General features: G+C 70.8%; 19 protein-coding genes and 1 pseudogene. 13 read left to right on the top strand and 7 right to left on the bottom strand.

Translation table 11 applies throughout. The annotated features are described in order from the left end of the window. Nucleotides 1-289, bottom strand: a pseudogene (locus tag EAD89_RS01275) (hypothetical protein); the annotation flags it as partial. Nucleotides 290-448: 159 nt separating this feature from the next. Here EAD89_RS01275 and EAD89_RS01280 point away from each other — a divergent pair. Both EAD89_RS01280 and EAD89_RS01285 read left to right on the top strand, forming a co-directional pair. Beyond that, nucleotides 449-1,714 carry an ATP-binding protein gene (locus EAD89_RS01280; protein ID WP_121654406.1) on the top strand — a complete coding sequence of 422 codons (1,266 nt, stop codon included), beginning with the start codon at nt 449-451 and terminating at the stop codon, nt 1,712-1,714. Nucleotides 1,715-1,716: 2 nt separating this feature from the next. Beyond that, entirely contained in the window at nt 1,717-2,403 is a 687-nt protein-coding gene (locus EAD89_RS01285; RefSeq protein ID WP_199723394.1) for a response regulator transcription factor, read from the top strand. Nucleotides 2,404-2,409: 6 nt separating this feature from the next. Here the strand turns inward: EAD89_RS01285 and EAD89_RS31275 are convergent, their stop codons facing one another. Then, nucleotides 2,410-3,144, bottom strand: coding sequence for a PIG-L deacetylase family protein (locus tag EAD89_RS31275; protein ID WP_305034180.1), 735 nt, complete (start codon nt 3,142-3,144; stop codon nt 2,410-2,412). Between the two features lie 432 nt (nt 3,145-3,576). On the opposite strand from EAD89_RS31275, the gene EAD89_RS01295 reads away from it, so the two are divergent. The 5 genes from EAD89_RS01295 to EAD89_RS01315 all read left to right on the top strand — a co-directional run bounded on the left by EAD89_RS01295 (nt 3,577) and on the right by EAD89_RS01315 (nt 9,315). Next, nucleotides 3,577-5,214: an ABC transporter substrate-binding protein gene (locus EAD89_RS01295; protein ID WP_121654408.1), complete on the top strand. Its 1,638-nt coding sequence runs from the start codon at nt 3,577-3,579 to the stop codon at nt 5,212-5,214. A gap of 149 nt (nt 5,215-5,363) precedes the next feature. Next, nucleotides 5,364-6,290, top strand: coding sequence for an ABC transporter permease (locus tag EAD89_RS01300; RefSeq protein ID WP_121654409.1), 927 nt, complete (start codon nt 5,364-5,366; stop codon nt 6,288-6,290). Beyond that, on the top strand, nt 6,283-7,251 hold the full coding sequence (locus EAD89_RS01305; RefSeq protein WP_121654410.1) for an ABC transporter permease: 969 nt from the start codon (nt 6,283-6,285) through the stop codon (nt 7,249-7,251). The genes EAD89_RS01300 and EAD89_RS01305 overlap by 8 nt, the downstream gene beginning before the upstream one ends. 26 nt (nt 7,252-7,277) lie before the next feature. Continuing rightward, nucleotides 7,278-8,306 carry an ABC transporter ATP-binding protein gene (locus EAD89_RS01310; RefSeq protein WP_121654411.1) on the top strand — a complete coding sequence of 343 codons (1,029 nt, stop codon included), beginning with the start codon at nt 7,278-7,280 and terminating at the stop codon, nt 8,304-8,306. Next, nucleotides 8,299-9,315 carry an ABC transporter ATP-binding protein gene (locus tag EAD89_RS01315; RefSeq protein WP_121674388.1) on the top strand — a complete coding sequence of 339 codons (1,017 nt, stop codon included), beginning with the start codon at nt 8,299-8,301 and terminating at the stop codon, nt 9,313-9,315. The genes EAD89_RS01310 and EAD89_RS01315 overlap by 8 nt, the downstream gene beginning before the upstream one ends. A gap of 248 nt (nt 9,316-9,563) precedes the next feature. On the opposite strand, the gene EAD89_RS01320 is transcribed toward EAD89_RS01315, so the two are convergent. Continuing rightward, nucleotides 9,564-9,959, bottom strand: a complete 396-nt coding sequence (locus EAD89_RS01320) for a chorismate mutase (RefSeq protein ID WP_121654413.1) — start codon at nt 9,957-9,959, stop codon at nt 9,564-9,566. 371 nt (nt 9,960-10,330) lie between these two features. On the opposite strand from EAD89_RS01320, the gene pcrA reads away from it, so the two are divergent. Both pcrA and EAD89_RS01330 read left to right on the top strand, forming a co-directional pair. Then, a complete protein-coding gene (gene pcrA / locus EAD89_RS01325; RefSeq protein ID WP_121654414.1) occupies nt 10,331-12,736 on the top strand; it encodes a DNA helicase PcrA in 2,406 nt (801 codons plus the stop codon). A gap of 182 nt (nt 12,737-12,918) precedes the next feature. Next, complete coding sequence (locus EAD89_RS01330; protein ID WP_121674389.1) at nt 12,919-13,386, top strand: NUDIX hydrolase; 468 nt, start codon at nt 12,919-12,921, stop codon at nt 13,384-13,386. A gap of 36 nt (nt 13,387-13,422) precedes the next feature. Here EAD89_RS01330 and EAD89_RS01335 read toward each other — a convergent pair whose 3' ends face one another. Together EAD89_RS01335 and EAD89_RS01340 are read right to left on the bottom strand one after the other, a co-directional pair. After that, complete coding sequence (locus EAD89_RS01335; protein ID WP_121674390.1) at nt 13,423-14,190, bottom strand: M23 family metallopeptidase; 768 nt, start codon at nt 14,188-14,190, stop codon at nt 13,423-13,425. Nucleotides 14,191-14,484: 294 nt separating this feature from the next. Continuing rightward, entirely contained in the window at nt 14,485-15,171 is a 687-nt protein-coding gene (locus EAD89_RS01340; protein ID WP_121654417.1) for a M23 family metallopeptidase, read from the bottom strand. 447 nt (nt 15,172-15,618) lie between these two features. Between EAD89_RS01340 and EAD89_RS01345 the strand changes: the two genes are divergently transcribed. The 3 genes from EAD89_RS01345 (at nt 15,619) to sucD (ending at nt 18,523) form a co-directional block, all read left to right on the top strand. Continuing rightward, nucleotides 15,619-16,023 carry a cobalamin B12-binding domain-containing protein gene (locus tag EAD89_RS01345; RefSeq protein WP_074314422.1) on the top strand — a complete coding sequence of 135 codons (405 nt, stop codon included), beginning with the start codon at nt 15,619-15,621 and terminating at the stop codon, nt 16,021-16,023. 431 nt (nt 16,024-16,454) lie between these two features. Beyond that, a complete protein-coding gene (gene sucC, locus EAD89_RS01350) occupies nt 16,455-17,633 on the top strand; it encodes an ADP-forming succinate--CoA ligase subunit beta (RefSeq protein WP_089019038.1) in 1,179 nt (392 codons plus the stop codon). Nucleotides 17,634-17,635: 2 nt separating this feature from the next. Next, nucleotides 17,636-18,523, top strand: coding sequence for a succinate--CoA ligase subunit alpha (sucD, locus tag EAD89_RS01355; protein ID WP_121654418.1), 888 nt, complete (start codon nt 17,636-17,638; stop codon nt 18,521-18,523). 128 nt (nt 18,524-18,651) lie between these two features. On the opposite strand, the gene EAD89_RS01360 is transcribed toward sucD, so the two are convergent. Further along, nucleotides 18,652-18,909 carry a DUF4190 domain-containing protein gene (locus EAD89_RS01360; RefSeq protein ID WP_121654419.1) on the bottom strand — a complete coding sequence of 86 codons (258 nt, stop codon included), beginning with the start codon at nt 18,907-18,909 and terminating at the stop codon, nt 18,652-18,654. A 201-nt stretch (nt 18,910-19,110) separates the two neighbouring features. On the opposite strand from EAD89_RS01360, the gene EAD89_RS01365 reads away from it, so the two are divergent. Then, a complete protein-coding gene (locus EAD89_RS01365; protein WP_121654420.1) occupies nt 19,111-20,400 on the top strand; it encodes a DUF6350 family protein in 1,290 nt (429 codons plus the stop codon). A 69-nt stretch (nt 20,401-20,469) separates the two neighbouring features. Here EAD89_RS01365 and EAD89_RS01370 read toward each other — a convergent pair. Next, nucleotides 20,470-20,953 (bottom strand): DUF4190 domain-containing protein (locus tag EAD89_RS01370; protein WP_121674391.1); only part of this gene is annotated, 484 nt, incomplete at its 5' end.

Consider the following 20,953-nt stretch of genomic DNA (forward strand, 5'->3'; position numbering starts at 1 on the left):
CCCCGGTCCCGCCCGGCCCGTAGCCGGTGCCCGCCGCGTAGCCGGCGCCGGGCCCGTAGCCGGCGCTGCCGGCCCCGTAGCCGGCGCCAGGCCCGTAGCCCGCGCTGCCCGCAGCCCCCGGTGTGGGGTCGGCGGCCGGGCCGGGGTCGAACCCGGTGGTGGCGCCGGTGGGCGGGCCGAACGGGGTCGCCTCGGCCCAGCCGGCGGGTATCGCGGCTGGTGAGGGCGGTGATGAACCGCCCGGCTGTGCCGACCCGGGTCGGGGCGGCGGGGCAGCTTCCTCGGTCATGCCTCGATCCTGCTGCCAGGTTCGCCCGAGCGACCTCAGGACCCGACCCTGACCCCACCCTGAGATCCGGGCGGCCGGAATGTCGGGGGCGTCCCCGTGGTCGCGGTACCCCGCAGCGTGTGACGATCGGATTCACCGACCTCGCCCGACCCGCCACCCATGACCCGGGAGCCTCCGATCAGCATCGCGACCCCGCCTCCACGCCTCTACCGCGCCCCCGAGCACCGGATGGCCGCCGGCGTCGCCGCCGGCATCGCCGACCACCTCGGCATCTCGGTGCTGCGGGTGCGGGTCGCGTTCATGGTGCTGCTCGGGCTGAGCGGGCTCGGCCTGCTCCTCTACGCGGCCTTCTGGGCGGTGGTGCCGCTGCGGCCCGGTGACACCGCGGTGCCGCCCCGGCGGGACGTGGCCCAGCTCCTGCCGTTCGTGGGGATCGGCCTCGGGGTCCTGCTGATCCAGGTGATGGTCTTCGACTCGGTCGGCGCGGCGGGCACCGCCGGCTGGCTGGTGGCCATCATCGCGGTCGGCGCCGGAGTCATCTGGCACCAGTCCGCGCCCGAGCGGCGGCGGCGCTGGGGCGACACGATGCCGGTGCCGTGGCTCGGCGCGGTGGTCGAGGAGAGCGACCGGCGGGCCTTCGTGCTGCGGTTCATCGGCGGTGGGGTGCTGGTCGCGGTCGGCATCATCGGCGTCGCGGCGGTCTACTCGCCGGCACAGAACTTCGACGCCGTGATCAACGGGGTCATCTTCGCGCTGGTCGGGCTGGCCGGGGTCGGGGTGGTCGCGGCGCCGGTGCTCTGGCGGACGTACAACCAGCTCCGCTCGGAGCGCGAGGGGCGCATCCGGGAGCAGGAACGGGCCGAGCTGGCCGCCATGGTGCACGACCAGGTGCTGCACACGTTGGCCCTGATCCAGCGCAACGCCGCCGACGTCAAGACGGTGCAGCGGCTGGCCCGGGGGCAGGAACGTTCGCTGCGCAACTGGCTCTACAAGCCCACCGCGTCGCCGAACGAGCGCCTCGCGGCGGCGCTGGAGCAGGCCGCGGCCGAGGTCGAGGACACCTTCGCGATCACGGTGGAGGCGGTGGTGGTCGGTGACCGGGAGAACGACGAGCGGGTCGACGCGTTGGTCGCCGCCGCGCGGGAGGCGCTGGTGAACGCGGCCCGGCACGCGGGGGTGCAGACCGTGTCGCTCTACGCCGAGGTGGAGCCCGATCAGGTCAGCGTCTTTGTCCGGGACCGGGGAGCGGGCTTCGACCCGGATACCGTGGAGGACCACCGGCACGGCGTACGCGGCTCGATCATCGGGCGGATGAAGCGGCACGGCGGACGGGCCGAGATCCGGTCCGGCCCGGGGGAGGGGACCGAGGTCCGGTTGATCCTGCCGATCTCCCGGGACTCGTCCGCAGCGGAGAGGAACAGATGACCATGGCTGAGCAGTCGATGGAGCACCTCGACCCGGCGGAGGCCCGCCCCGAGCGGTTGCGGGTGTTCCTGGTGGACGACCACGCCATGTTCCGGGCCGGGGTGCGCGCGGAGCTGGGCGCCCACGTCGAGGTGGTGGGCGAGGCGAGCACGGTGGCCGAGGCGGTCACCCGGATCGCCGCGACCGGACCGGACGTGGTGCTGCTCGACGTGCACATGCCCGACGGCGGCGGACGCGCGGTGCTGGAGGCGATGCGGCGTAGCCATCCGCAGGTGAAGTTCCTGGCGCTGAGCGTCTCCGACGCGGCGGAGGACGTGATCGGGCTGATCCGCGCCGGTGCCCGGGGTTACGTCACCAAGACCATCTCGCCGGACGAGCTGGCGGCGGCGATCCGTCGGGTGGCCGACGGTGACGCGGTGTTCAGCCCGCGGCTGGCCGGGTTCGTGCTGGACGCCTTCGCGGCCCGGCCGGACGCCCCGGTGGCCGATCCGGAGCTGGACCAGCTCACCAACCGGGAGCGGGAGGTGCTGCGGCTGCTCGCCCGGGGGTACGCGTACAAGGAGATCGCGAAGGAGCTGTACATCTCCATCAAGACCGTGGAGACGCACGTGTCGAACGTGCTGCGCAAGCTCCAGATGTCCAACCGCTACGAACTCTCGCGATGGGCGGCGGACCGCCGGCTCGTGTGACCCTGCTCAGGTGGTCCGCAGCACCGTGAACGCCTCGGCCAGCCGGCCCGGCGGCAGCCCCGCGTCGGCGGCGACCTCGGCGAGCCGGTCGTGGATCCAGGCCGGCACGTCCAGGTGACCGGTCTGTGAGTGGTGGGCGCGCATCGCGGCCACCTTGCGGTCGTACCGGTCGGTGATGTCGACGGCGTGATCCGGGGCGGGGCCGCCGGCGTACCAGACCTCCCGGACCACCCACGGCTCCAGCCCCTGGGCCAGCAGCTCCGGGAACGCGAACGGGTTGCGCGCGTCCGGATAGATGGCGCAGGTGGTGGCCTCCCCGACCGCCAGGTGGTCGGGGTGGCTCGGCCCGGCCAGCAGGTCCCAGCGGCGCAGCGGAGAGCTGGTCAACACCCGGTCGGGTCGGAACCGGCGGATGGCCGCGGCGATGTCCCGGCGCAGCGCCGGCGTCGAGGTCAGTGTTCCGTCGGGGTACCCGTCGAGGAAGTCGACCTGCCGCACGCCCGCAATGGCGGCCGCGGCCCGCTGTTCGGCCTCGCGCAGCCGGGGCATCTCGGCCCGGTCGGTGTCGTCGAAGCCGCCGGCGTCGCCACGGGTGATGATCAGATAGGCGACCTCGACGCCCTCGTCCACCCAGCCGGCAATCGTGCCTGTGCAGCCGAAGTCGACATCGTCCGGATGGGCAAAGACCGCCAGCGCGCGGCGGACGTCGGACAGCACGGGAGCGGACGCCGGAAAGCTCACAGAACCTGAGACTACGCCGGGCGCCGGTGTCCGGCTGGACCACGTATTTCCTGCTCAGAGCTGCCCGACCCGACCCTTTTATGATCAATTTTCAAGTATCGGCAACGTGGCGGGCAACTAACGGCTTGATAACGGCACCTTCACGGAAGAGGCCAGTGGGTGTCACAGTGGCAGCACCTCACCCTCGGTGTGCGGCACTCCGTACGGCCCACGACCACGACCTCCGCTGTTTCGCGGCCGGTTCGTGGCTGTGTCGCCTGCGTCGGGTCGCGCCTCGTCGGGTGGGGAGCCCGGCGGATCGGAACATCAGGGGTGTCTCCAACTTCCCTGTGAACCCGGCGACCCGCGCCCCGGGGTGGTCGGGCGGTGTCACCCCCAGACGTGCGTGAAACCCACGACGGAACCAGGCTTAGAAAGAGGAGGCCCCTCGGAATGAGAGTCTCGAAGCGGGCGACGAGCGCGATCGCGCTCAGCGCGGCTGCCGCGCTTGTCGCGAGCGGTTGCTCGAGCGGTGACGGCGACGGCGACGCCGCCGCCAGCAAGGACGGCTCGATCGTTATCCACGGCGTCCAGCCGGAGAACCCGCTGGTCCCGGCGAACACCACGGAGACCGGCGGTGGCAAGGTCATCGACTGGCTGTGGACCGGCCTGGTCGAGTACCCGAACGACGGTGGGGCCCCGCGCAACGCGCTGGCGGAGTCCATCAACACCACGGACTCCAAGGTCTTCACGATCAAGATCAAGAAGGGTACCAAGTTCCACGACGGTACCGAGGTGAAGGCGAAGAACTTCGTCGACGCCTGGAACTGGGCCGCCTACTCGCCGAACGGCGCGCAGAACGGCACCTTCTTCTCGGACATCGCGGGCTTCGACAAGACCTACACGTCCGACCCGGACGGCGAGGGCCCGAAGAAGGCTCCGCCGCCCTCGGCCGAGAAGCTGTCCGGCCTGAAGGTCGTCGACGACCAGACTTTCGAGGTCACCCTGGCGGCCCCGACCGCGGTCTTCCCGACCAAGCTCGGCTACAGCGCCTTCATGCCGCTGCCGGACGTGTTCTTCACCCAGAAGCCCGAGGAGTTCGGCAAGAAGCCGATCGGTAACGGCCCGGTGAAGTTCCTGTCGTGGGAGGACAACGTCCTCATCAAGCTGACGCGCTTCGACGACTACAACCTGCGCGACACCATGAAGGTCAAGGACGTCGACGTCAAGCTGTACCAGGACGAGACGGCGGCCTACAACGACCTGCTGGCCAACAACCTGGACTTCCTGGAGTCGATCCCCACCTCGGCGCTCGCCGGTGACAAGTGGAAGACCGACCTCGGTGAGCGGGGTCTGTCGACCACCACGCCGACGACCGGCCTGATCGCGTTCCCGATGTACGACAAGCGCTTCCAGAACCCGAAGCTGCGTCGTGCCGTTTCGCTGTCGATCAACCGCCAGGAGATCACGGACAAGATCTTCTTCGGTACCCGCAAGCCGGCCGACAGCTGGGCGAACCCGCTGACCCCGGGCGCCAAGCCGGGCAACTGCACCGCCTGCAAGTTCGACGCCGCCGAGGCCAAGCGGCTCCTGGCCGAGGCCGGTGGCTTCACGGGCGAGATGGTCTTCTTCTACAACACGGACTCCAGCCACAAGGACTGGATGGACGCCGTTGCGCAGCAGGTCAAGACCAACCTCGGCATCAACGCTCGCGCCGAGGGCATGCCGACCTTCGCGGTCTTCCGCCAGCAGGTCAACGCGCACAAGATGACCGGCCCGTACCGTGCCGCCTGGCAGCAGGACTACCCGGACGTGGAGAACTGGATCAACCCCCTCTACGTGACTGGTGGCTCCTCGAACGACGGCCTCTACAGCAACCCGCAGGTCGACGCCCTGGCCAAGGCCGCTGGCGCCGCACCGAGCCTGGAGGCCTCGCACGAGCAGTTCTCCAAGGCTGTCGAGCTGGTTGACCAGGACGTCCCGAGCATCCCGGTCTACTTCTACGGCCAGCAGTCCGGCCACTCGGAGAAGATCAAGAAGCTCGAGCTGAACAACGTCGGCGAACTCGACATCACCTCGGTCGAGCTCTGATCCGAACGGTCTGACCCCGGGTCGGGCTCGCCACATCCGGTGAGCCCGACCCGGGGCCGTTCCGCGAGTGAGTGTTACAACATTCCACTCGCCACGTTGTCACCACCGTGTCGGCCGTCCGACGCGCCCCCTGTCTGGAGGACCACCCCATGGGCCGTTATCTGTTGAGACGGCTGCTCCAACTCGTGCCGGTCTTCATCGGTACGACGTTCATGATCTACGCCCTCGTCTGGGCCGTTCCGGGCGATCCGTTCGCCGGCAAGTGCGGTGACCGCCGCTGCCCGGACCAGTACATCGCCTTCATGACCGAGAAGTACCACCTCGACCAGAACGTCTTCGTGCAGTACGGCAACTACATGAAGAACCTGCTCCAGGGCGACTTCGGTCAGACGTTCCAGCAACGCGAGATCAGCGACATCATCGCGACCGCCTACCCGAACACCCTGAAGCTGGCCCTGGTGGCGCTCAGCATCGAGGCCGTGATCGGCCTCGGCGCCGGCGTGCTGACCGGTCTGCGGCGCAACGGGTTCCTGGACAACCTGGTCCTGGTCTCCACCCTGTTCCTGATCGCGCTGCCGGTCTTCGTCGTCGGCTTCGTGCTTCAGTGGCTGCTGGGCGTGCAGTGGGGCATCATCAAGCCGACCGTCTCCTCCGAGATGCGGCTCTCCGAACTGATCGTGCCGGGCTTCGTGCTGGGTAGCGCGTCAGTGGCGTACATCGCGCGAGTGGCACGAACGAGCATCGCGGAGAACCGCCGCGCCGACTACGTGCGTACCGCCATCGCCAAGGGCCTTCCGATGCGCCGGGTGGTGGGCGTGCACCTGCTGCGCAACTCGCTCATCCCGGTGGTCACCCTGCTCGGCACCGACCTCGGTGCCCTGATGGGCGGCGCGATCGTCACCGAGGGCATCTTCGGCATCAACGGAATCGGCCGCCAGGTCTTCCGCGCGATCATCACCAAGGAAAGCGCTACCGTGGTAGGGATCGTGGTCGTCCTCGTGCTGGTCTATCTCCTGATGAACCTGCTGGTTGACCTGCTCTACGCCGCCCTGGACCCGAGGATCCGCTATGAGTGACCCGAGTACCGCATCGATCGTCAGCACCCCTCCCGCGCAGTCGACCGACGCCGGCGCCCCCACCACCGCTGGCCTGCCCCAGAGCAACGAGAAGCCGCGCGGCCTGCTCGGTGACGCCTGGCGGGACCTGCGGCGCAAGCCGCTGTTCTGGATCTCGGCCACGCTGATCGTGATCTTCCTGCTGATGGCGGCCTTCCCGGCGCTGTTCGCCCCGGGCGACGCGGTCAACGGCACGCTGGCCCGCAGCCTCGACAAGCCTTCCGCCGACGGCTGGTTCGGCTATGACGTGCAGGGCCGCGACGTCTACGCCCGGGTCATCTACGGCGCACGAGCGTCGATTGTGGTCGCCGTGCTGTCCGTGGTGGGCACCCTGCTCCTCGGTGGAACCATGGGCATCATCTCCGGCTACCGCGGTGGTTGGGTGGACGCGCTGCTCAGCCGGATCGCCGACGTCTTCTTCGGTCTGCCGTTCGTGCTCGGCGCGATCGTCATCCTGACCACGTTCAACGGGTCGGGCGCCGGCAACAGCAAGGCCGAGATCATGGGCCTGGTGATCGCCTCCCTGATGGTGCTGAGCTGGCCCGTCGTGATGCGGCTGATGCGCTCCTCGGTGCTCGCCACCAAGGAGGCCGACTACATCGTCGCGGCACGCGCGCTGGGTGCCGGCACCGGCCGGATCATCCTCAAGCACCTGCTGCCGAACTGCCTGGCCCCGCTGCTGGTCTACGGCACGATCATGGTCGGCTCGTTCATCGGCGCCGAGGCAACCCTGTCGTTCCTGGGCGTCGGCCTGAAGTCGCCGGTGGTGTCCTGGGGCATCATGATCAGCGACGGGCAGCAGTTCATCCGGGTCGCGCCGGGGCTGGTGTTCTTCCCCGCCGCGTTCCTCGTCACCGCCGTGCTGAGCTTCGTGATGCTCGGTGAGGCGGTCCGCGAGGCCCTCGATCCGAAACTCCGCTAGGGGAGATCCAGTTGTCCGACATTCTCGTGTCTGAGCAGTCCGCGCCGGGAACCGGCGGCTCCGGACGTCCCTCCGGCCGGCTGCTCGAGGTCGACGACCTGCGGGTGGAGTTCCGTACCCGGGACGGCGTCGCCAAGGTCATCAACGGGGTGACGTACCACGTCGACGCGGGGGAGACCCTCGCCGTGCTCGGCGAGTCCGGCTCCGGTAAGAGCGTCACGGCGCAGACCATCATGGGCATCCTCGACACCCCGCCCGGCTTCGTCACCAATGGGCAGGTCCGCTTCCACGGCAAGGACATGCTCACCATGTCCAGCGAGGAGCGCCGCCGCATCCGCGGTGAGGGCATCGCGATGATCTTCCAGGACGCGCTCTCCGCGCTGAACCCGGTCTTCACCGTCGGGTTCCAGATCGCCGAGCAGTTCCGGATCCGGCGGGGCATGGGTCGCGCGGAGTCCAAGAAGCGCGCCATCGAGATGCTCGACCAGGTCAAGATTCCGAACGCCAAGGGCCGGTTCAGCAACTATCCGCACCAGTTCTCCGGCGGTATGCGGCAGCGCGCCATGATCGCGATGTCGCTGGCGCTCGATCCTGAGGTGCTGATCGCGGACGAGCCGACCACCGCGCTCGACGTGACCGTGCAGGCCCAGATCATGGACCTGCTCGCCGAGCTTCAGCGTGAGCGGCAGATGGGCATGATCCTGATCACCCACGACCTCGGCGTGGTCGCCGACGTCGCGGACCGGATCGCGGTCATGTACGCGGGCCGGATCGTCGAGGAAGCCGACGTGTACGACCTGTACGCCAAGCCGGCGCACCCGTACACGTTGGGTCTGATCGACTCGATCCCGCGGCTGGACGAGAAGGGGCAGCAGCTCCGGACGATCAAGGGCCTCCCGCCGAACCTGATGAACATCCCGCCGGGCTGCCCGTTCAACCCGCGCTGTCCCATGGCTCAGCCGGTGTGCCGGGAGAAGCTCCCGCCCCTGCTGCAGGTGGGCACCGCACGGGCCAGCGCCTGCCACTTCGCCGAGGAGCTGGTGAACCGTGTCTGAGAACATCATCGAGGTCCGTGACCTGGTCAAGCACTACCCCGTGACCCAGGGCGTGGTGTTCAAGAAGACCGTCGGTCAGGTCAAGGCGGTCGACGGGGTCTCGTTCGGTCTGCGCGCCGGTGAGACGCTGGGTGTGGTCGGTGAGTCCGGCTGCGGCAAGTCGACCCTCGCCCGGGTGCTGATGAACCTGGAGCGGCCGACCGCCGGCAGCGTGGTCTACAAGGGCCAGGACATCTCCAAGCTCTCCGGCGGTGCGCTGCGGCGTCTCCGTCGGCAGATCCAGCTGGTGATGCAGGACCCGTACACCTCGCTGAACCCCCGGATGACCGTCGGTGACCTGCTCGGTGAGCCGTTCGAGATCCACCCGGAGGTGGCGCCGAAGGGCAGCCGCCGGGCGAAGGTCAGGGAGCTGCTCGACCTGGTCGGGCTCAACCCGGAGCACATCAACCGGTACCCGCACCAGTTCTCCGGCGGTCAGCGCCAGCGCATCGGCATCGCCCGGGCGCTCGCGCTGCGGCCCGAGGTGATCGTCTGCGACGAGCCGGTGTCGGCGCTGGACGTCTCCATCCAGGCCCAGGTGATGAACCTGCTGGAGAAGCTGCAGGGCGAGTTCGGGCTCTCGTACGTCTTCATCGCGCACGACCTGTCGGTGGTCCGCCACCTCTCGGACCGCGTCGCGGTGATGTACCTCGGCAAGATCGTCGAGATTGGCACCGAGGACGAGATCTACGAGCGGCCGACCCACCCGTACACCCAGGCGCTGCTCTCGGCGGTGCCGGTGCCGGACCCGACCCAGCGGCACAACAAGACGATCATCCGGCTCACCGGTGACGTGCCGTCGCCGATCAGCCCGCCCTCGGGCTGCCGGTTCCGGACCCGCTGCTGGAAGGCGCAGGACGTCTGCGCCGAGCAGGTCCCGCTGCTGGAGATCCGGCCGAGCTCGGACCACCCGAGCGCCTGCCACTTCGCGGAGAAGCGCGAGATTGTCGCGAGCCACGAGGCCGCCTGAGTCACCGGAACCGCCTGCCGACGTCACCACGACGACGGCAGGCGGTTTCGTCTGTCCGGGGCCCGCTCCGGCGCTGCGCAGCCAGCCGTGCCGTCCGGCCAGCCGCGCCGTCCGGCTAGCGGTGCCGTCCGGACGCCCGTGACGTCGGACGGCCGTGCCGTCCGGCTGGCTGTGCCGTCCGGCCGGCCAGGGCCCGGGCCGGGGAGCGCCGCCGACCCGAGCGGGACCGGACGGCCGGCCTCGGCGGCTCACAGCGGGCCGCGCCCCGCCCGGAGCAGCAGCAGCGCCAGTTGGGTGCCGTCGGCGCCGAGCGCGACCCGGAAACGCTCCAGGATCTCCCGTTCCCGGGAGAGCACCAGGCGCGTACCGCCCGACGCCATCCGGGTCGCCCCGACCTCCTGGGACAGCGTGGCCCGCTCGTGCCAGAGCGAGATCATCGCGTTGTCGATCTCGTCGATCCGTTCCCTGATCTGCACGATCCGTGCGGCGGCGGCCGGCTCCGCGGTGCCGGTCCGTGCCTCGGCCGGCCCCCCGTCCTCGGCCGGTGGCGCCACCCCTGCCGCGGGTCCGCTTCCGTCGACCGGGGGCTGCTCCGCCCCCGGTCGGACCGGCCCGCCGCTCTGCTCCGCCACGTCTGTCATCATCGGGTACCTCTCGCACTGTCGTGCCCGGTGCCCGGATCCCGGGACGAAAAAGCCCCGGGCTCCAGGAGCCCGGGGCTTTCGCAGGTCTGATCGATCAGGCGCGACCTACGGCTGCCGGACTCCCGGTGCCGTAGTAAAAGTAGTAGCGCTGAGCGAACACGCCGTCGAGTATGCCCATGCGGCCGGCCCCTGCGCAAGGATTCGGTGTCAACAGGGCACCTTCTCTGCTCCGGCACGTCCCTGGAGCCGTGACCCTGGGTGCCCACCAGGTTGCTGTCACCGTCGTCGTCCCGCGTCGGCGGTCGGGCGCGCCGACGACGACGCCGCGCGGTCGGGGAAGTGTCCGGCCGGCGGCATAGACTTGTCGCGCGATGCATCCTCTCTTCGACATTCCCGCGTCCCCGCCTGCGCCGGAGTCCGCACAGGCCCGTCCGGACCGGCCCCGGCCGGCCGCCGTCCGCCTCGATCCGCAGCAGCTGCTCGCCGGGCTGAACGGGCCGCAGAGCGACGCGGTCACCCACGCCGGCTCGCCGCTGTTGATCGTCGCCGGCGCGGGGTCCGGCAAGACCCGGGTGCTCACACACCGGATCGCGTACCTGCTCGCCGCTCGGGACGTGCACCCCGGAGAGATCATCGCCATCACCTTCACCAACAAGGCGGCCGGCGAGATGAAGGAGCGGGTGGCCGCGCTGGTCGGCCCGCGGGCCCGGCTGATGTGGGTGTCGACGTTCCACTCCGCGTGTGTCCGGATCCTGCGCGCCGAGCACGAGCACGCCGGGTTGAAGTCCACGTTCTCGATCTACGACGCGGACGACTCGCGCCGGCTGATGCAGCTGGTCACCCGCGAACTGGACCTCGACCCGAAGCGCTATCCGGCGCGCGGGCTGGCCGCCCAGGTCTCCAACCTCAAGAACGAGCTGGTCGACCCGGAGCAGTTCGCGGAGCGGGCCAAGGGGCCCAACGAGCGGGCGCTCGCCGAGGCGTACACGCTCTACCAGCGGCGGCTGCGCGAGGCGCACGCTCTGGACTTCGACGACCTGATCATGACCACGGTGCATCTGCTCCAGTCCCATCCGCACGTGGCCGAGAGCTACCGTCGCCGGTTCCGGCACGTCCTGGTCGACGAATACCAGGACACCAACCACGCGCAGTACACGCTGATCAAGGAGCTGGTGTCCGGCACCGAGGGGCTCCAGGCGGCCGAGCTGTGCGTCGTCGGTGACGCCGACCAGTCGATCTACGCGTTCCGGGGCGCGACGATCCGCAACATCCTGGAGTTCGAACGGGACTTCACCGACGCGCGGACGATCCTGCTGGAGCAGAACTACCGCTCCACCCAGACCATCCTCAACGCGGCCAACGCGGTGATCGACCGGAACACCTCCCGCAAGCCGAAGCGGCTGTGGAGTGAGGCCGGCGCCGGTGAGCAGATTGTCGGCTACGTGGCCGACACCGAGCACGCCGAGGCGGACTGGGCGGCCCGGGAGATCGACCGGCTGGTCGACGCCGACGAGACCCGCCCCGGCGACGTCGCCGTCTTCTACCGCACCAACGCCCAGTCCCGGGTCTTCGAGGAGGTGTTCATCCGGGTCGGCCTGCCCTACAAGGTGGTCGGCGGGGTGCGCTTCTACGAGCGCAAGGAGGTCCGCGACGCGCTCGCGTACCTGCGTTCGGTGGTCAACGACGACGACACGGTGAGCCTGCGACGGGTGCTGAACACCCCGCGTCGGGGGATCGGCGACCGGGCGGAGGCCTGCGTCGAGGCGCTCTCCAGCCGCGACCGGATCTCCTTCGGCGCGGCCCTGCGCCGGGCCCGCGAGGCGCCGGGCATCTCCAGCCGGGCGGCCAACGGCATCGACGACTTCGTGGCGTTGCTCGACGGCGCCCGGGAGCTGGCCGAGACCGGCACTCCGGAGGAGGTTCTGGAGGCGCTGCTGACCCGCTCGGGCTACCTCACCGAGCTGGAAGAGAGCCTGGACCCGCAGGACGCCGGCCGGGTGGACAACCTCCAGGAGCTGGTCAGCGTCGCCCGCGAGTACACCGAGCGGATCGAGGCGACCGGCGCGGAGGGCGAGCGGGCCACCCTGGCGGGCTTCCTGGAGCAGGTCGCACTGGTCGCCGACGCCGACCAGATCCCCTCCGACGACCCCGACCATCAGGGCGTGGTCACGCTGATGACGCTGCACACCGCCAAGGGGCTGGAGTTCCCGGTGGTCTTCCTGACCGGGCTGGAGGACGGCGTCTTCCCGCACCTGCGCTCGCTGGGCGACACCCGCGAGCTGGAGGAGGAGCGCCGGCTGGCTTACGTCGGCATCACCCGGGCCCGGCAGCGGCTCTACCTCTCCCGGGCGGTGACCCGCTCGGCCTGGGGGCAGCCGGCCTACAACCCTCCGTCGCGGTTCCTGGAGGAGCTACCGCCGGAGCTGGTGCACTGGGAGCGCACCGAGGGGTCGTACACCTCGTGGGCCGGTGGGGGCGGCGGCGTCGGTGGTCGCGCGGACCGCGCGCCGGGCGTTCGGGGCACCTTCAGCGGGGGCACGCCGAAGGCGGCCCAGCTGGCCAAGCGGCTCGGGGTGGACGGCAGTCGACTGACCACGGCCAGCGAGCTGCCGCAGGGGCCGAAGGTGGCGGCCGGCGACCGGGTCAACCACCAGCGGTACGGGTTGGGGCGGGTCGTCGCCGTCGAGGGGCACGGGCCGGGCGCCCGCGCGCAGATCGACTTCGGTGACCAGACCATGTGGCTGGTGCTGCGGCACGCCCCGATCGACAAGCTCTGACCCGAAACGCGCGGGCCGGAGGTCCGCTGCCCACGATCCGCACTGCTTCAGGGAAAGGGTGGTCTCGGCACCGCCGGAGGCCACTCTTTCCCTGAAGTTGCGTGCGCTAGCGGTGCGGCTGTGGGATTTCGGCGAAGCCTTGCGGGCGCCGGGCGATGTAGGGTCCGGCGGGAGGTGCGCGGATGAGTTTCCGGCTGGCGGCGTACGCCGTGTGCATCGAGGATGAGCGGGTCCTGCTCGCCCGTTACGTCCCACCGGCGGGCGGCAGTCACTGGACCCTCCCGGGCGGCAAGGTCGAGCACGCGGAGGATCCGTTCGATGCGGTGATCCGGGAGCTCGCCGAGGAAACCGGCTGCGACGGGGTGGTGGAACGCCTGCTGGGTGTGGACTCGAGAGTGATTCCCGCTGCCGAGGCGCATCGGGGGATCGAGCACCAGAACGTCGGCATCTTCTACCGAGTGCGTATCACCGGCGGCGCTCTCCGGCCCGAGCCGAACGGCGAAACCGCCGAGTCGGTCTGGACTCCGATACCCGACGTAGCTCAGCTGCGCCGATCAGGGCTTGTCGACATCGGCCTCGCACTGGCGCACACCCTTCCGGTGACCGGCCACGTCGCCTCCGTTCCGGTCGGCGGTCTCATTCAGCACTGAGACCGCCGCCGTACGGACACTTCTCGCAGAGAGGGCTCAGCAGCCGAGGTCGACGCCGCGCGTCCGCATGAACGGCGCCGGGTCGATCTGGTTCCACATGCCCTGGTGCACCTCGAAGTGCAGGTGCGGGCCGGTGGCGTCGCCGGTGGCGCCCTCGTAGCCGATCACCTGACCGGCCTTGACCTTCTGGCCGACGGTGACCGCGATGCGGCTCTGGTGGGCGTAGTGGGTCAGGTAACCGTTGCCGTGGTCGACGAAGACGGAGTTGCCGTACCCGTCGGCGGCGTCACCGGCCTGGACCACGGTGCCGGCGGCCGCGGCGTGGATCGGCGTGCCGGACGGCAGCGCCAGGTCGATGCCGGCGTGCAGGGTGCCCCAGCGCTGGCCGTAGCAGGAGGTGACCGAGGCGCCTGGCATCGGGTCGACCCAGGCCGGCGTCGGCTTCGCGGTCTTCTTGGGCTTCGGCTTCGGCTTCGCGGTGGCCGTCTTCGTCGGCGTCGGGACGGCGCTGGTCGCCGTCGGGCTCGCGGTCGGGCTGGCCGAGGGGGAGATCGGAGCGCTCGACTCGCGGGTGGAGCGGTCCGCCCGGCTGGCCGCCTCGGCCCGGGACTGCGCGTCCAGGGAGACGGCGGTGGGCGCCGGACGGTCCGGGCCGGTGGTGGCGACGGCGACGCCCCCCAGGCCGAGGGCAACCAGGGCGGCCGCGCCGAGCACGATGAGGCGGTTCCGCCGGCCGGCGCGCCGCGGCTGCTCGGTGGCGGTGTCGGGGGTGTTCTCGTTCTGGACGGAGCTGTCTTCCTGCACGGCGGACCTTCACAGTCGAGGGGCACTTGACCTCGAAATACTGGTGTCGGGCCGAGCCGGGACAGGTACGGGGACCAGGCCGCCAGCCGACCCGCCGGGTGCTGCCTGCCCGGATATGACCCGGTCCGTGGTGATCCATCCGCAAAACTGATCTTGTCGACCGGTGGCGTCGATCACAGTCAGTGCTGTGACCCAGCAGACATTCACCCCGCCGGGGCAATGAAAAACCGCCCGGATCGACTGATCCGGGCGGTGAACGGTCGGTACGCAGCGTCAGGGCGCGGCTACCTCGCTCTAGTTTGCCTCGATCTGCAGCTGGATGTCCACATTGCGTTCCTGCAGGAACGGCACGGGGTCGATCGGCTCGCCCTTGACATGGAGCTCAAGGTGCAGGTGGGTGCCGTAGGCGTGGCCGGTCTGGCCGACCAGGCCGAGCTGGTCGCCCGCCTTGATTTGCTGACCCTCCTTGACGCTCAGCGCGGAGGAGTGGCCGTAGATGGCCTCGCTGCCGTCGGCGTGCTGGACGATCACCGCGTAGCCGTACCCGCCGAACCAACCGGCCTTGGTGACCAGCCCGTCGTGGATCGCCACGTACGGCGTGCCCTCGGGGACGACCAGATCCACGCCGGTGTGCATCTTGCCCCAGCGCACCCCGTAGGGGGAGTTGAAGTCGTAGCCCTGGAGCGGCAGCCGCCAGATCTCGGGCTCGGCCGCGTCCTCGACCCGGCTGTCCCGGGAGGCGCGGTCGGCGTTGTCCGCACGGGCCGCGGCGTCCTGGCTGGTGACCGACGCCTGCTTGAGCTCGTCGAGCACCGAAGGGCTGACGTCCTTGGCGTCCGGCAGGGCGCTGGCGCCGAGCGCGACGATGCCGGCTCCGACGAAGGCGGTCGTGACGACCGCGGCGTAACGGCTACGCGGGGGGGTGGGTACGCGGCGACGACCGCGATATCTATCGGGCTCAGACGACAGGCGCTGGCGCACGCACACCCTCCGTTGTCGGGGTTCCGAGGCGGCCGGTGGACGTTCGTGAAGCTCTGCTGAACATCCGCTGACCGCGTCGTCACCCGTCCTGGGACTTGATGACAACCGTGGACACGTTAGCCAACCACCAGGCGACTCACAAGCCAGAGCGCCGAATTGGCGTGTCGATCTGTCCGTTTGCGTCCGTGATTGTCACGCCTCGTGACGTCAATCGGTGCCCTCGTTACTGCCCGTTCGTCGCCGACCGTGACCGGTCCGGCGGAGTCGTCCGGCTTGACGAGGAGGTGGGACGGAGTCCGCCGTGTGACCACGCCCTACTCCCGGTGACCGTGCCCCCCGGGGCACCGCGCCGCCGCCCGGTTTCCCGGCCCGGATTTCCCGGGCCCGGTCGGCCGGGTTACCGTTCGTTCAGGTGAAGGCCGTGGAGCCGGTGAAAGGTGTGCGCTGATGAGCTCTCGTATTCGGGTCGTCGTCGCCAAACCAGGCCTGGACGGCCACGACCGGGGCGCCAAGGTGGTCGCGCGGGCCCTGCGGGACGCCGGGATGGAGGTCGTCTACACCGGCCTGCACCAGACTCCCGAGCAGATCGTGGAGACCGCCATCCAGGAGGACGCCGACGCGGTCGGTCTCTCCGTCCTGTCCGGCGCGCACATGACGCTCTTCCGTCGGGTGCTGGAGTTGCTCGGCGAGCGGGACGCGCGGGACATCGTCGTGTTCGGCGGCGGCATCATCCCCAACGGCGACATCCCCGAGCTGGAGAAGCTGGGCGTCGCCAAGATCTTCACGCCGGGCGCCACCACCCAGTCGATCGTCGAGTGGGTCCGGCAGAACGTCGCGCAGCCGGTCGCCTGAGGCGCGCCGGAAGGGGCCGTCGGACGGGTCCGGGCACGGGGGAGGGGCCGGACGCACCCCTCACACGTCCGGCCCCTCTATGCACGATGCCCCGCCGCCACCCCTCGACCGACAGGGCATCGGCCGTCTCCCGTCATCGCGCTGTTCAGCGCTCCGACACCTGACTCAACGACGCCCCGACGGCCGGGTTACGCACCCGCGGCAACATCGCTCGGACGGCTGACGCCACCCGCGCCGCGCCCGGAACCGGCCCCGCTCGACGCCCGGTTGTGCATTACCGCACACCGCGCACCCGCTCGGTTGCCGGCCGTGCCCACCTCGCTAGGCTGCGGCCAATGGCCTGTGTCAAGTGATGACAGGCGTCAAACTGTTTTCTGAACGCTGGTGGCGGCGCGACGGCGCGCCGCGGAGACGGGACGGGACGCGCAATCGTGGACCTGTACGAGTACCAGGGGCGGGACCTGTTCGAGCGGCACGGCTTGCCCGTGCTTGCCGGCGGCGTCGCCACTACCCCGGAGGAGGCCCGCGCGATCGCCGAACGCCTCGGCGGTCGGGTGGTCGTCAAGGCGCAGGTGAAGGTCGGCGGCCGAGGCAAGGCCGGCGGCGTCAAGCTGGCTGAGGGCCCGGATGAGGCGGTGGCCAGGGCCACCGACATCCTCGGCATGGACATCAAGGGCCACACCGTCCACAAGGTCATGATCACCGTGACCGCGGACGTGGCCGAGGAGTACTACTTCTCGTACCTGCTCGACCGGGCGAACCGCACCTTCCTCTGCATCGCCAGCGTCGCCGGCGGTATGGACATCGAGCAGGTCGCCGCCGAGACCCCGGACCGCGTGGTCAAGGCTCCGATCGACGCGAACGTCGGCGTGGACGAGGCCAAGGCGCGGGAGATCGTTTCCGCCGCCGGCTTCCCGGCCGAGGTCGCCGACCAGGTGGTCGAGGTGGCCGTCGGCCTGTGGCAGGCGTTCGTCGCCGAGGACGCCACGCTGGTCGAGGTGAACCCGCTGGCGAAGAACGGCGACGGGCGGATGCTGCTGCTCGACGCGAAGATCACGCTGGACGAGAACGCCGCGTTCCGGCACCCGGACCACGAGGCCCTGGTCGACCAGGCCTCGGTGGACCCGCTGGAGCAGGCCGCCAAGGAGAAGGACCTCAACTACGTCAAGCTCGACGGCGAGGTCGGCATCATCGGCAACGGCGCGGGTCTGGTCATGTCCACCCTCGACGTGGTCGCGTACGCCGGTGAGCGGCACGGCAACGTCAAGCCGGCCAACTTCCTCGACATCGGCGGCGGCGCGAGCGCCGCGGTGATGGCGAACGGCCTGGAGATCGTCCTCTCCGACCCGTCGGTGAAGAGCGTCTTCGTCAACGTGTTCGGCGGCATCACCGCCTGCGACGCGGTCGCCAACGGCATCGTGCAGGCGCTGGCCCTGCTCGAGCAGCGGGGCGAGAAGGTCACCAAGCCGCTCGTCGTCCGGCTCGACGGCAACAACGCCGAGGCCGGCCGGGCGATCCTCGACGACGCGAACAACCCGCTGATCCAGCGGGTCGACACCATGGACGGCGCGGCCGAGCGGGCCGCCGAGCTGGCAGCTGCGGGGGTCTGATCATGGCTATCTGGCTGACCAAGGACTCCAAGGTCATCGTGCAGGGGATGACCGGTTCCGAGGGTTCCAAGCACACCCGGCGGATGCTCGCCGCCGGCACCAACGTCGTCGGTGGCGTCAACCCGCGCAAGGCGGGCCAGAAGGTCGACTTCGACGGCACCGAGCTTCCGGTCTTCGCGTCCGTGGCGGACGCCATGGCCGAGACCGGGGCCGACGTCACGGTCATCTTCGTGCCGCCGCAGTTCACCAAGGCCGCCGTGGTCGAGGCGATCGACGCCGCGATTCCGCTGGCCGTGGTGATCACCGAGGGTGTGCCGGTGCACGACACCGCCGCGTTCTGGGCGTACAACCTGGCGCAGGGTGAGCGGACCCGGATCATCGGGCCGAACTGCCCGGGCATCGCCTCGCCGGGCGCCTCCAACGCCGGCATCATCCCGGCCGACATCACCGGCTCCGGCCGGATCGGCCTGGTCAGCAAGAGCGGCACGCTGACCTACCAGATGATGTACGAGCTGCGCGACATCGGGTTCTCCACCTGCGTCGGCATCGGTGGCGACCCGATCATCGGGACGACCCACATCGACGCCCTGAAGGCGTTCGAGGCCGACCCGGAGACCGACGCCATCGTCATGATCGGTGAGATCGGCGGCGACGCCGAGGAGCGGGCCGCCGAGTTCATCAAGGCGAACGTCACCAAGCCGGTGGTCGGCTACATCGCCGGCTTCACCGCGCCTCCCGGCAAGACCATGGGCCACGCCGGGGCGATCATCTCCGGCTCGGCCGGCACCGCCGAGGCGAAGCAGGCGGCGCTGGAGGCGGTCGGAGTCAAGGTCGGCAAGACGCCGACCGAGACCGCGAAGCTGATGCGGGAGATCATGTCCGGCAACTGAGCCGGCCAGGCAGCATCGCAGGGGGTCGACCGGTTCCGGTCGACCCCCTGCGCGTACCACCTCCGGAGCCGCGTCGACGGAACCCCGGCCTGCGGTACGAGCGTCGGCTCGTCAGCTGATCAGCCCGCTCAGTCGTTGTTCCAGAACGGGTAGTTTCCGGTGGAGCGCAGGATCGCCCCGCCGATGATGTTGATCACGCCGAACGCGATGGCGAGGTAGCCGAGGACCGGCGACTGGTTGTACCGCCGGGCGTCGCGGATGGACAGGTAGCCGAAGATGATGCCGAGGATGCCGCAGCAGATCAGGCCCAGCACGATGCCCAGCACGCCCCAGAGCGTGGTCCGATCCCGTCCCCTCGGCGGTGGCGGCGGGTATGCGCTCGTCACGGCAACCTCCCGGCGGTCCTGGGCGATGGGCCGACCGGACCGCGACCGGCGGACCCCGACCCGGGCGGCGGCGACAGCCGACCCCTCAGGGCCGAGGCTAGACCGGACCGGGCGTCCCAAAGCCCGATTCGGTCAACTCGCCGCCCGTCGGGGCGGGTTAACGGACTGCTCCGGCAGGCGCGACGTGCCAGAGTAGAGCGGATGTCCCCCGTCACCCCTGACCATCCCAGCCGTGCCGGCGGTGTGAGCGCCGACGACCGGCCGCTCGGCCGTGCCGCGCCGGCCCGACGGGTGCCCGCGCCCCGCGCCGGCGAGTCGCCGCGCGGGCGCGCACCACTGCCCGTCGCCGCCGGGGTGGCCGCCGGCTGGGCCGCGCTCACGTCGTACCTGCCGGTCGCCATCGTGCTCGGCCTGGTCCAGCTCGGCGCGGATTCCGCGACGCTGAGCGGCACCCTGCGCACCGCGCTGGCCGGGTGGCTCCTCGGGCACGGGGTGCCGCTGCGCACCGAGTCCGGCCCGTTCGCGCTCGCCCCGCTGGCGCTGACCGTGCTCGCACTCTGGCGGCTGAGCCGGGCCGGGGTGCACGTCAGCCGCGCGATCGGCGCCCGCGGCACCCGCTCACCACGCCGGGCGTTGCTCGCCGCGGTCGCGGTCGGTGTGGCGTACGCGCTGCTCGGCGCCCTGGCGGCCGTTCTGCTCGGCGCCGGTGGGCCGGACGCGTCCCCGGTGCGGGCGGCAGCCACGTTCGCGGTGGTCGGCACGCTCGCCGCCCTGGTCGGCGCGACCCGGATCACCGCCGTCACCCGGCTGCTCGTCGCCCGGATGCCGGGCCCACTACGTGCCGGCGTACGCACCGGGCTGGTGGCCGCGCTGCTGTTGCTCGGCGCGGGCGCCGGCGCGGCCGGCCTGGCGGTGGCCACCGGCGGCGGGGACGCGGCGGACATGATCGGGGCGTACCGGACCGGGGTGGCCGGGCAGGCCGGGATCACCCTGGTCAGCGTGGCGTACGCGCCGAACGCCGCGATCTGGTCGACGAGTTATCTGCTCGGGCCGGGCTTCACGGTCGGCGTCGACACCGCGGTCCGCACCAGTGAGGTGTCGGTCGGCGCGCTGCCGGCCGTACCGCTGCTCGCCGGCCTGCCGCGCGGCCCGGTGGACGGCCTCGGCGCCCTGCTGCTCGCGGTGCCGGTGCTGGTCGGGATGGTCGCCGGCTGGCTGCTCGCCCGTCGCGTGGCCCGGGCCGCCGGGCCGGAACGGCCCCCGCAGCGCTGGGCGGAGCTGCTGGCGCCGGCGGTGCTGGCCGGGCCGGTGGCCGGCGTGCTGGTCGGCGTGGCAGCCGCGATCTCCGGTGGCCCGCTCGGCGCCGGCCGGCTGGCGCAGCTCGGGCCGGTGGCCTGGCAGGTCGGGCTCGTGGCGGCCGGTGTCATCGCGGTTGGCGCGCTGCTCGGTGCCGCCGCCACCCGCGTGCTCACCCGAGCCCCGGCGCAGTGACCGTTCACCACCGGTGCGACCGCGGGACGCCCCGGACGAATCCGGAGCGCCCCGTCACGAACGGACCGGTCAGGGCTGGGTCGGCAGGCTGACCTGCGCCACGACGCTCAGGATGATCAGCAGGATGCCCAACCCGACGGCGACCGCGCCGCAGATCAGGCCGGCCTTGGCCTGCCCGGCGTTGCTGGCCTGGCCCTGGGCGGCCTTCTGACGGCCCAGGTAGCCGGTCACCACGGCCGCGATGCCGAGCGGGATGCCCAGGTAGAAGCAGCAGAGCAGCGGGATCGCCGCGATGCCGAGAATCATCGACACCAGGCCGAGGGTGTTGTTCTGGCCCTGCTGCTGCGGGTAGCCGGCGTTCGGGTACGCCGGCGCGCCGTACGGCGGCTGCTGCTGCTGGCCGTACGGGTCCTGGTACGGCTGCTGCTGGCCGTACGGCTGCCCCGAGGTGGGCTGCTGACCGTACGGCTGCCCCGACGTGGGCTGCTGACCGTACGGCTGCCCCGACGTGGGCTGCTGGCCGTACGGCCAGCCGCCGCAGAACCCGTACGGC

It is taken from the genome of Micromonospora sp. BL4 (assembly GCF_003667505.1).
GTDB lineage: Bacteria > Actinomycetota > Actinomycetes > Mycobacteriales > Micromonosporaceae > Micromonospora.

Coding starts and splice junctions, on each gene's coding strand:
- EAD89_RS01280 (WP_121654406.1), top strand. CDS start 449: ATGACCCGGGAGCCTCCGATCAGCATCGCGACCCCGCCTCCACGCCTC.
- EAD89_RS01285 (WP_199723394.1), top strand. CDS start 1,717: ATGGCTGAGCAGTCGATGGAGCACCTCGACCCGGCGGAGGCCCGCCCC.
- EAD89_RS01295 (WP_121654408.1), top strand. CDS start 3,577: ATGAGAGTCTCGAAGCGGGCGACGAGCGCGATCGCGCTCAGCGCGGCT.
- EAD89_RS01300 (WP_121654409.1), top strand. CDS start 5,364: ATGGGCCGTTATCTGTTGAGACGGCTGCTCCAACTCGTGCCGGTCTTC.
- EAD89_RS01305 (WP_121654410.1), top strand. CDS start 6,283: ATGAGTGACCCGAGTACCGCATCGATCGTCAGCACCCCTCCCGCGCAG.
- EAD89_RS01320 (WP_121654413.1), bottom strand. CDS start 9,959: ATGATGACAGACGTGGCGGAGCAGAGCGGCGGGCCGGTCCGACCGGGG.
- pcrA (WP_121654414.1), top strand. CDS start 10,331: ATGCATCCTCTCTTCGACATTCCCGCGTCCCCGCCTGCGCCGGAGTCC.
- EAD89_RS01330 (WP_121674389.1), top strand. CDS start 12,919: ATGAGTTTCCGGCTGGCGGCGTACGCCGTGTGCATCGAGGATGAGCGG.
- EAD89_RS01345 (WP_074314422.1), top strand. CDS start 15,619: ATGAGCTCTCGTATTCGGGTCGTCGTCGCCAAACCAGGCCTGGACGGC.
- sucD (WP_121654418.1), top strand. CDS start 17,636: ATGGCTATCTGGCTGACCAAGGACTCCAAGGTCATCGTGCAGGGGATG.
- EAD89_RS01365 (WP_121654420.1), top strand. CDS start 19,111: ATGTCCCCCGTCACCCCTGACCATCCCAGCCGTGCCGGCGGTGTGAGC.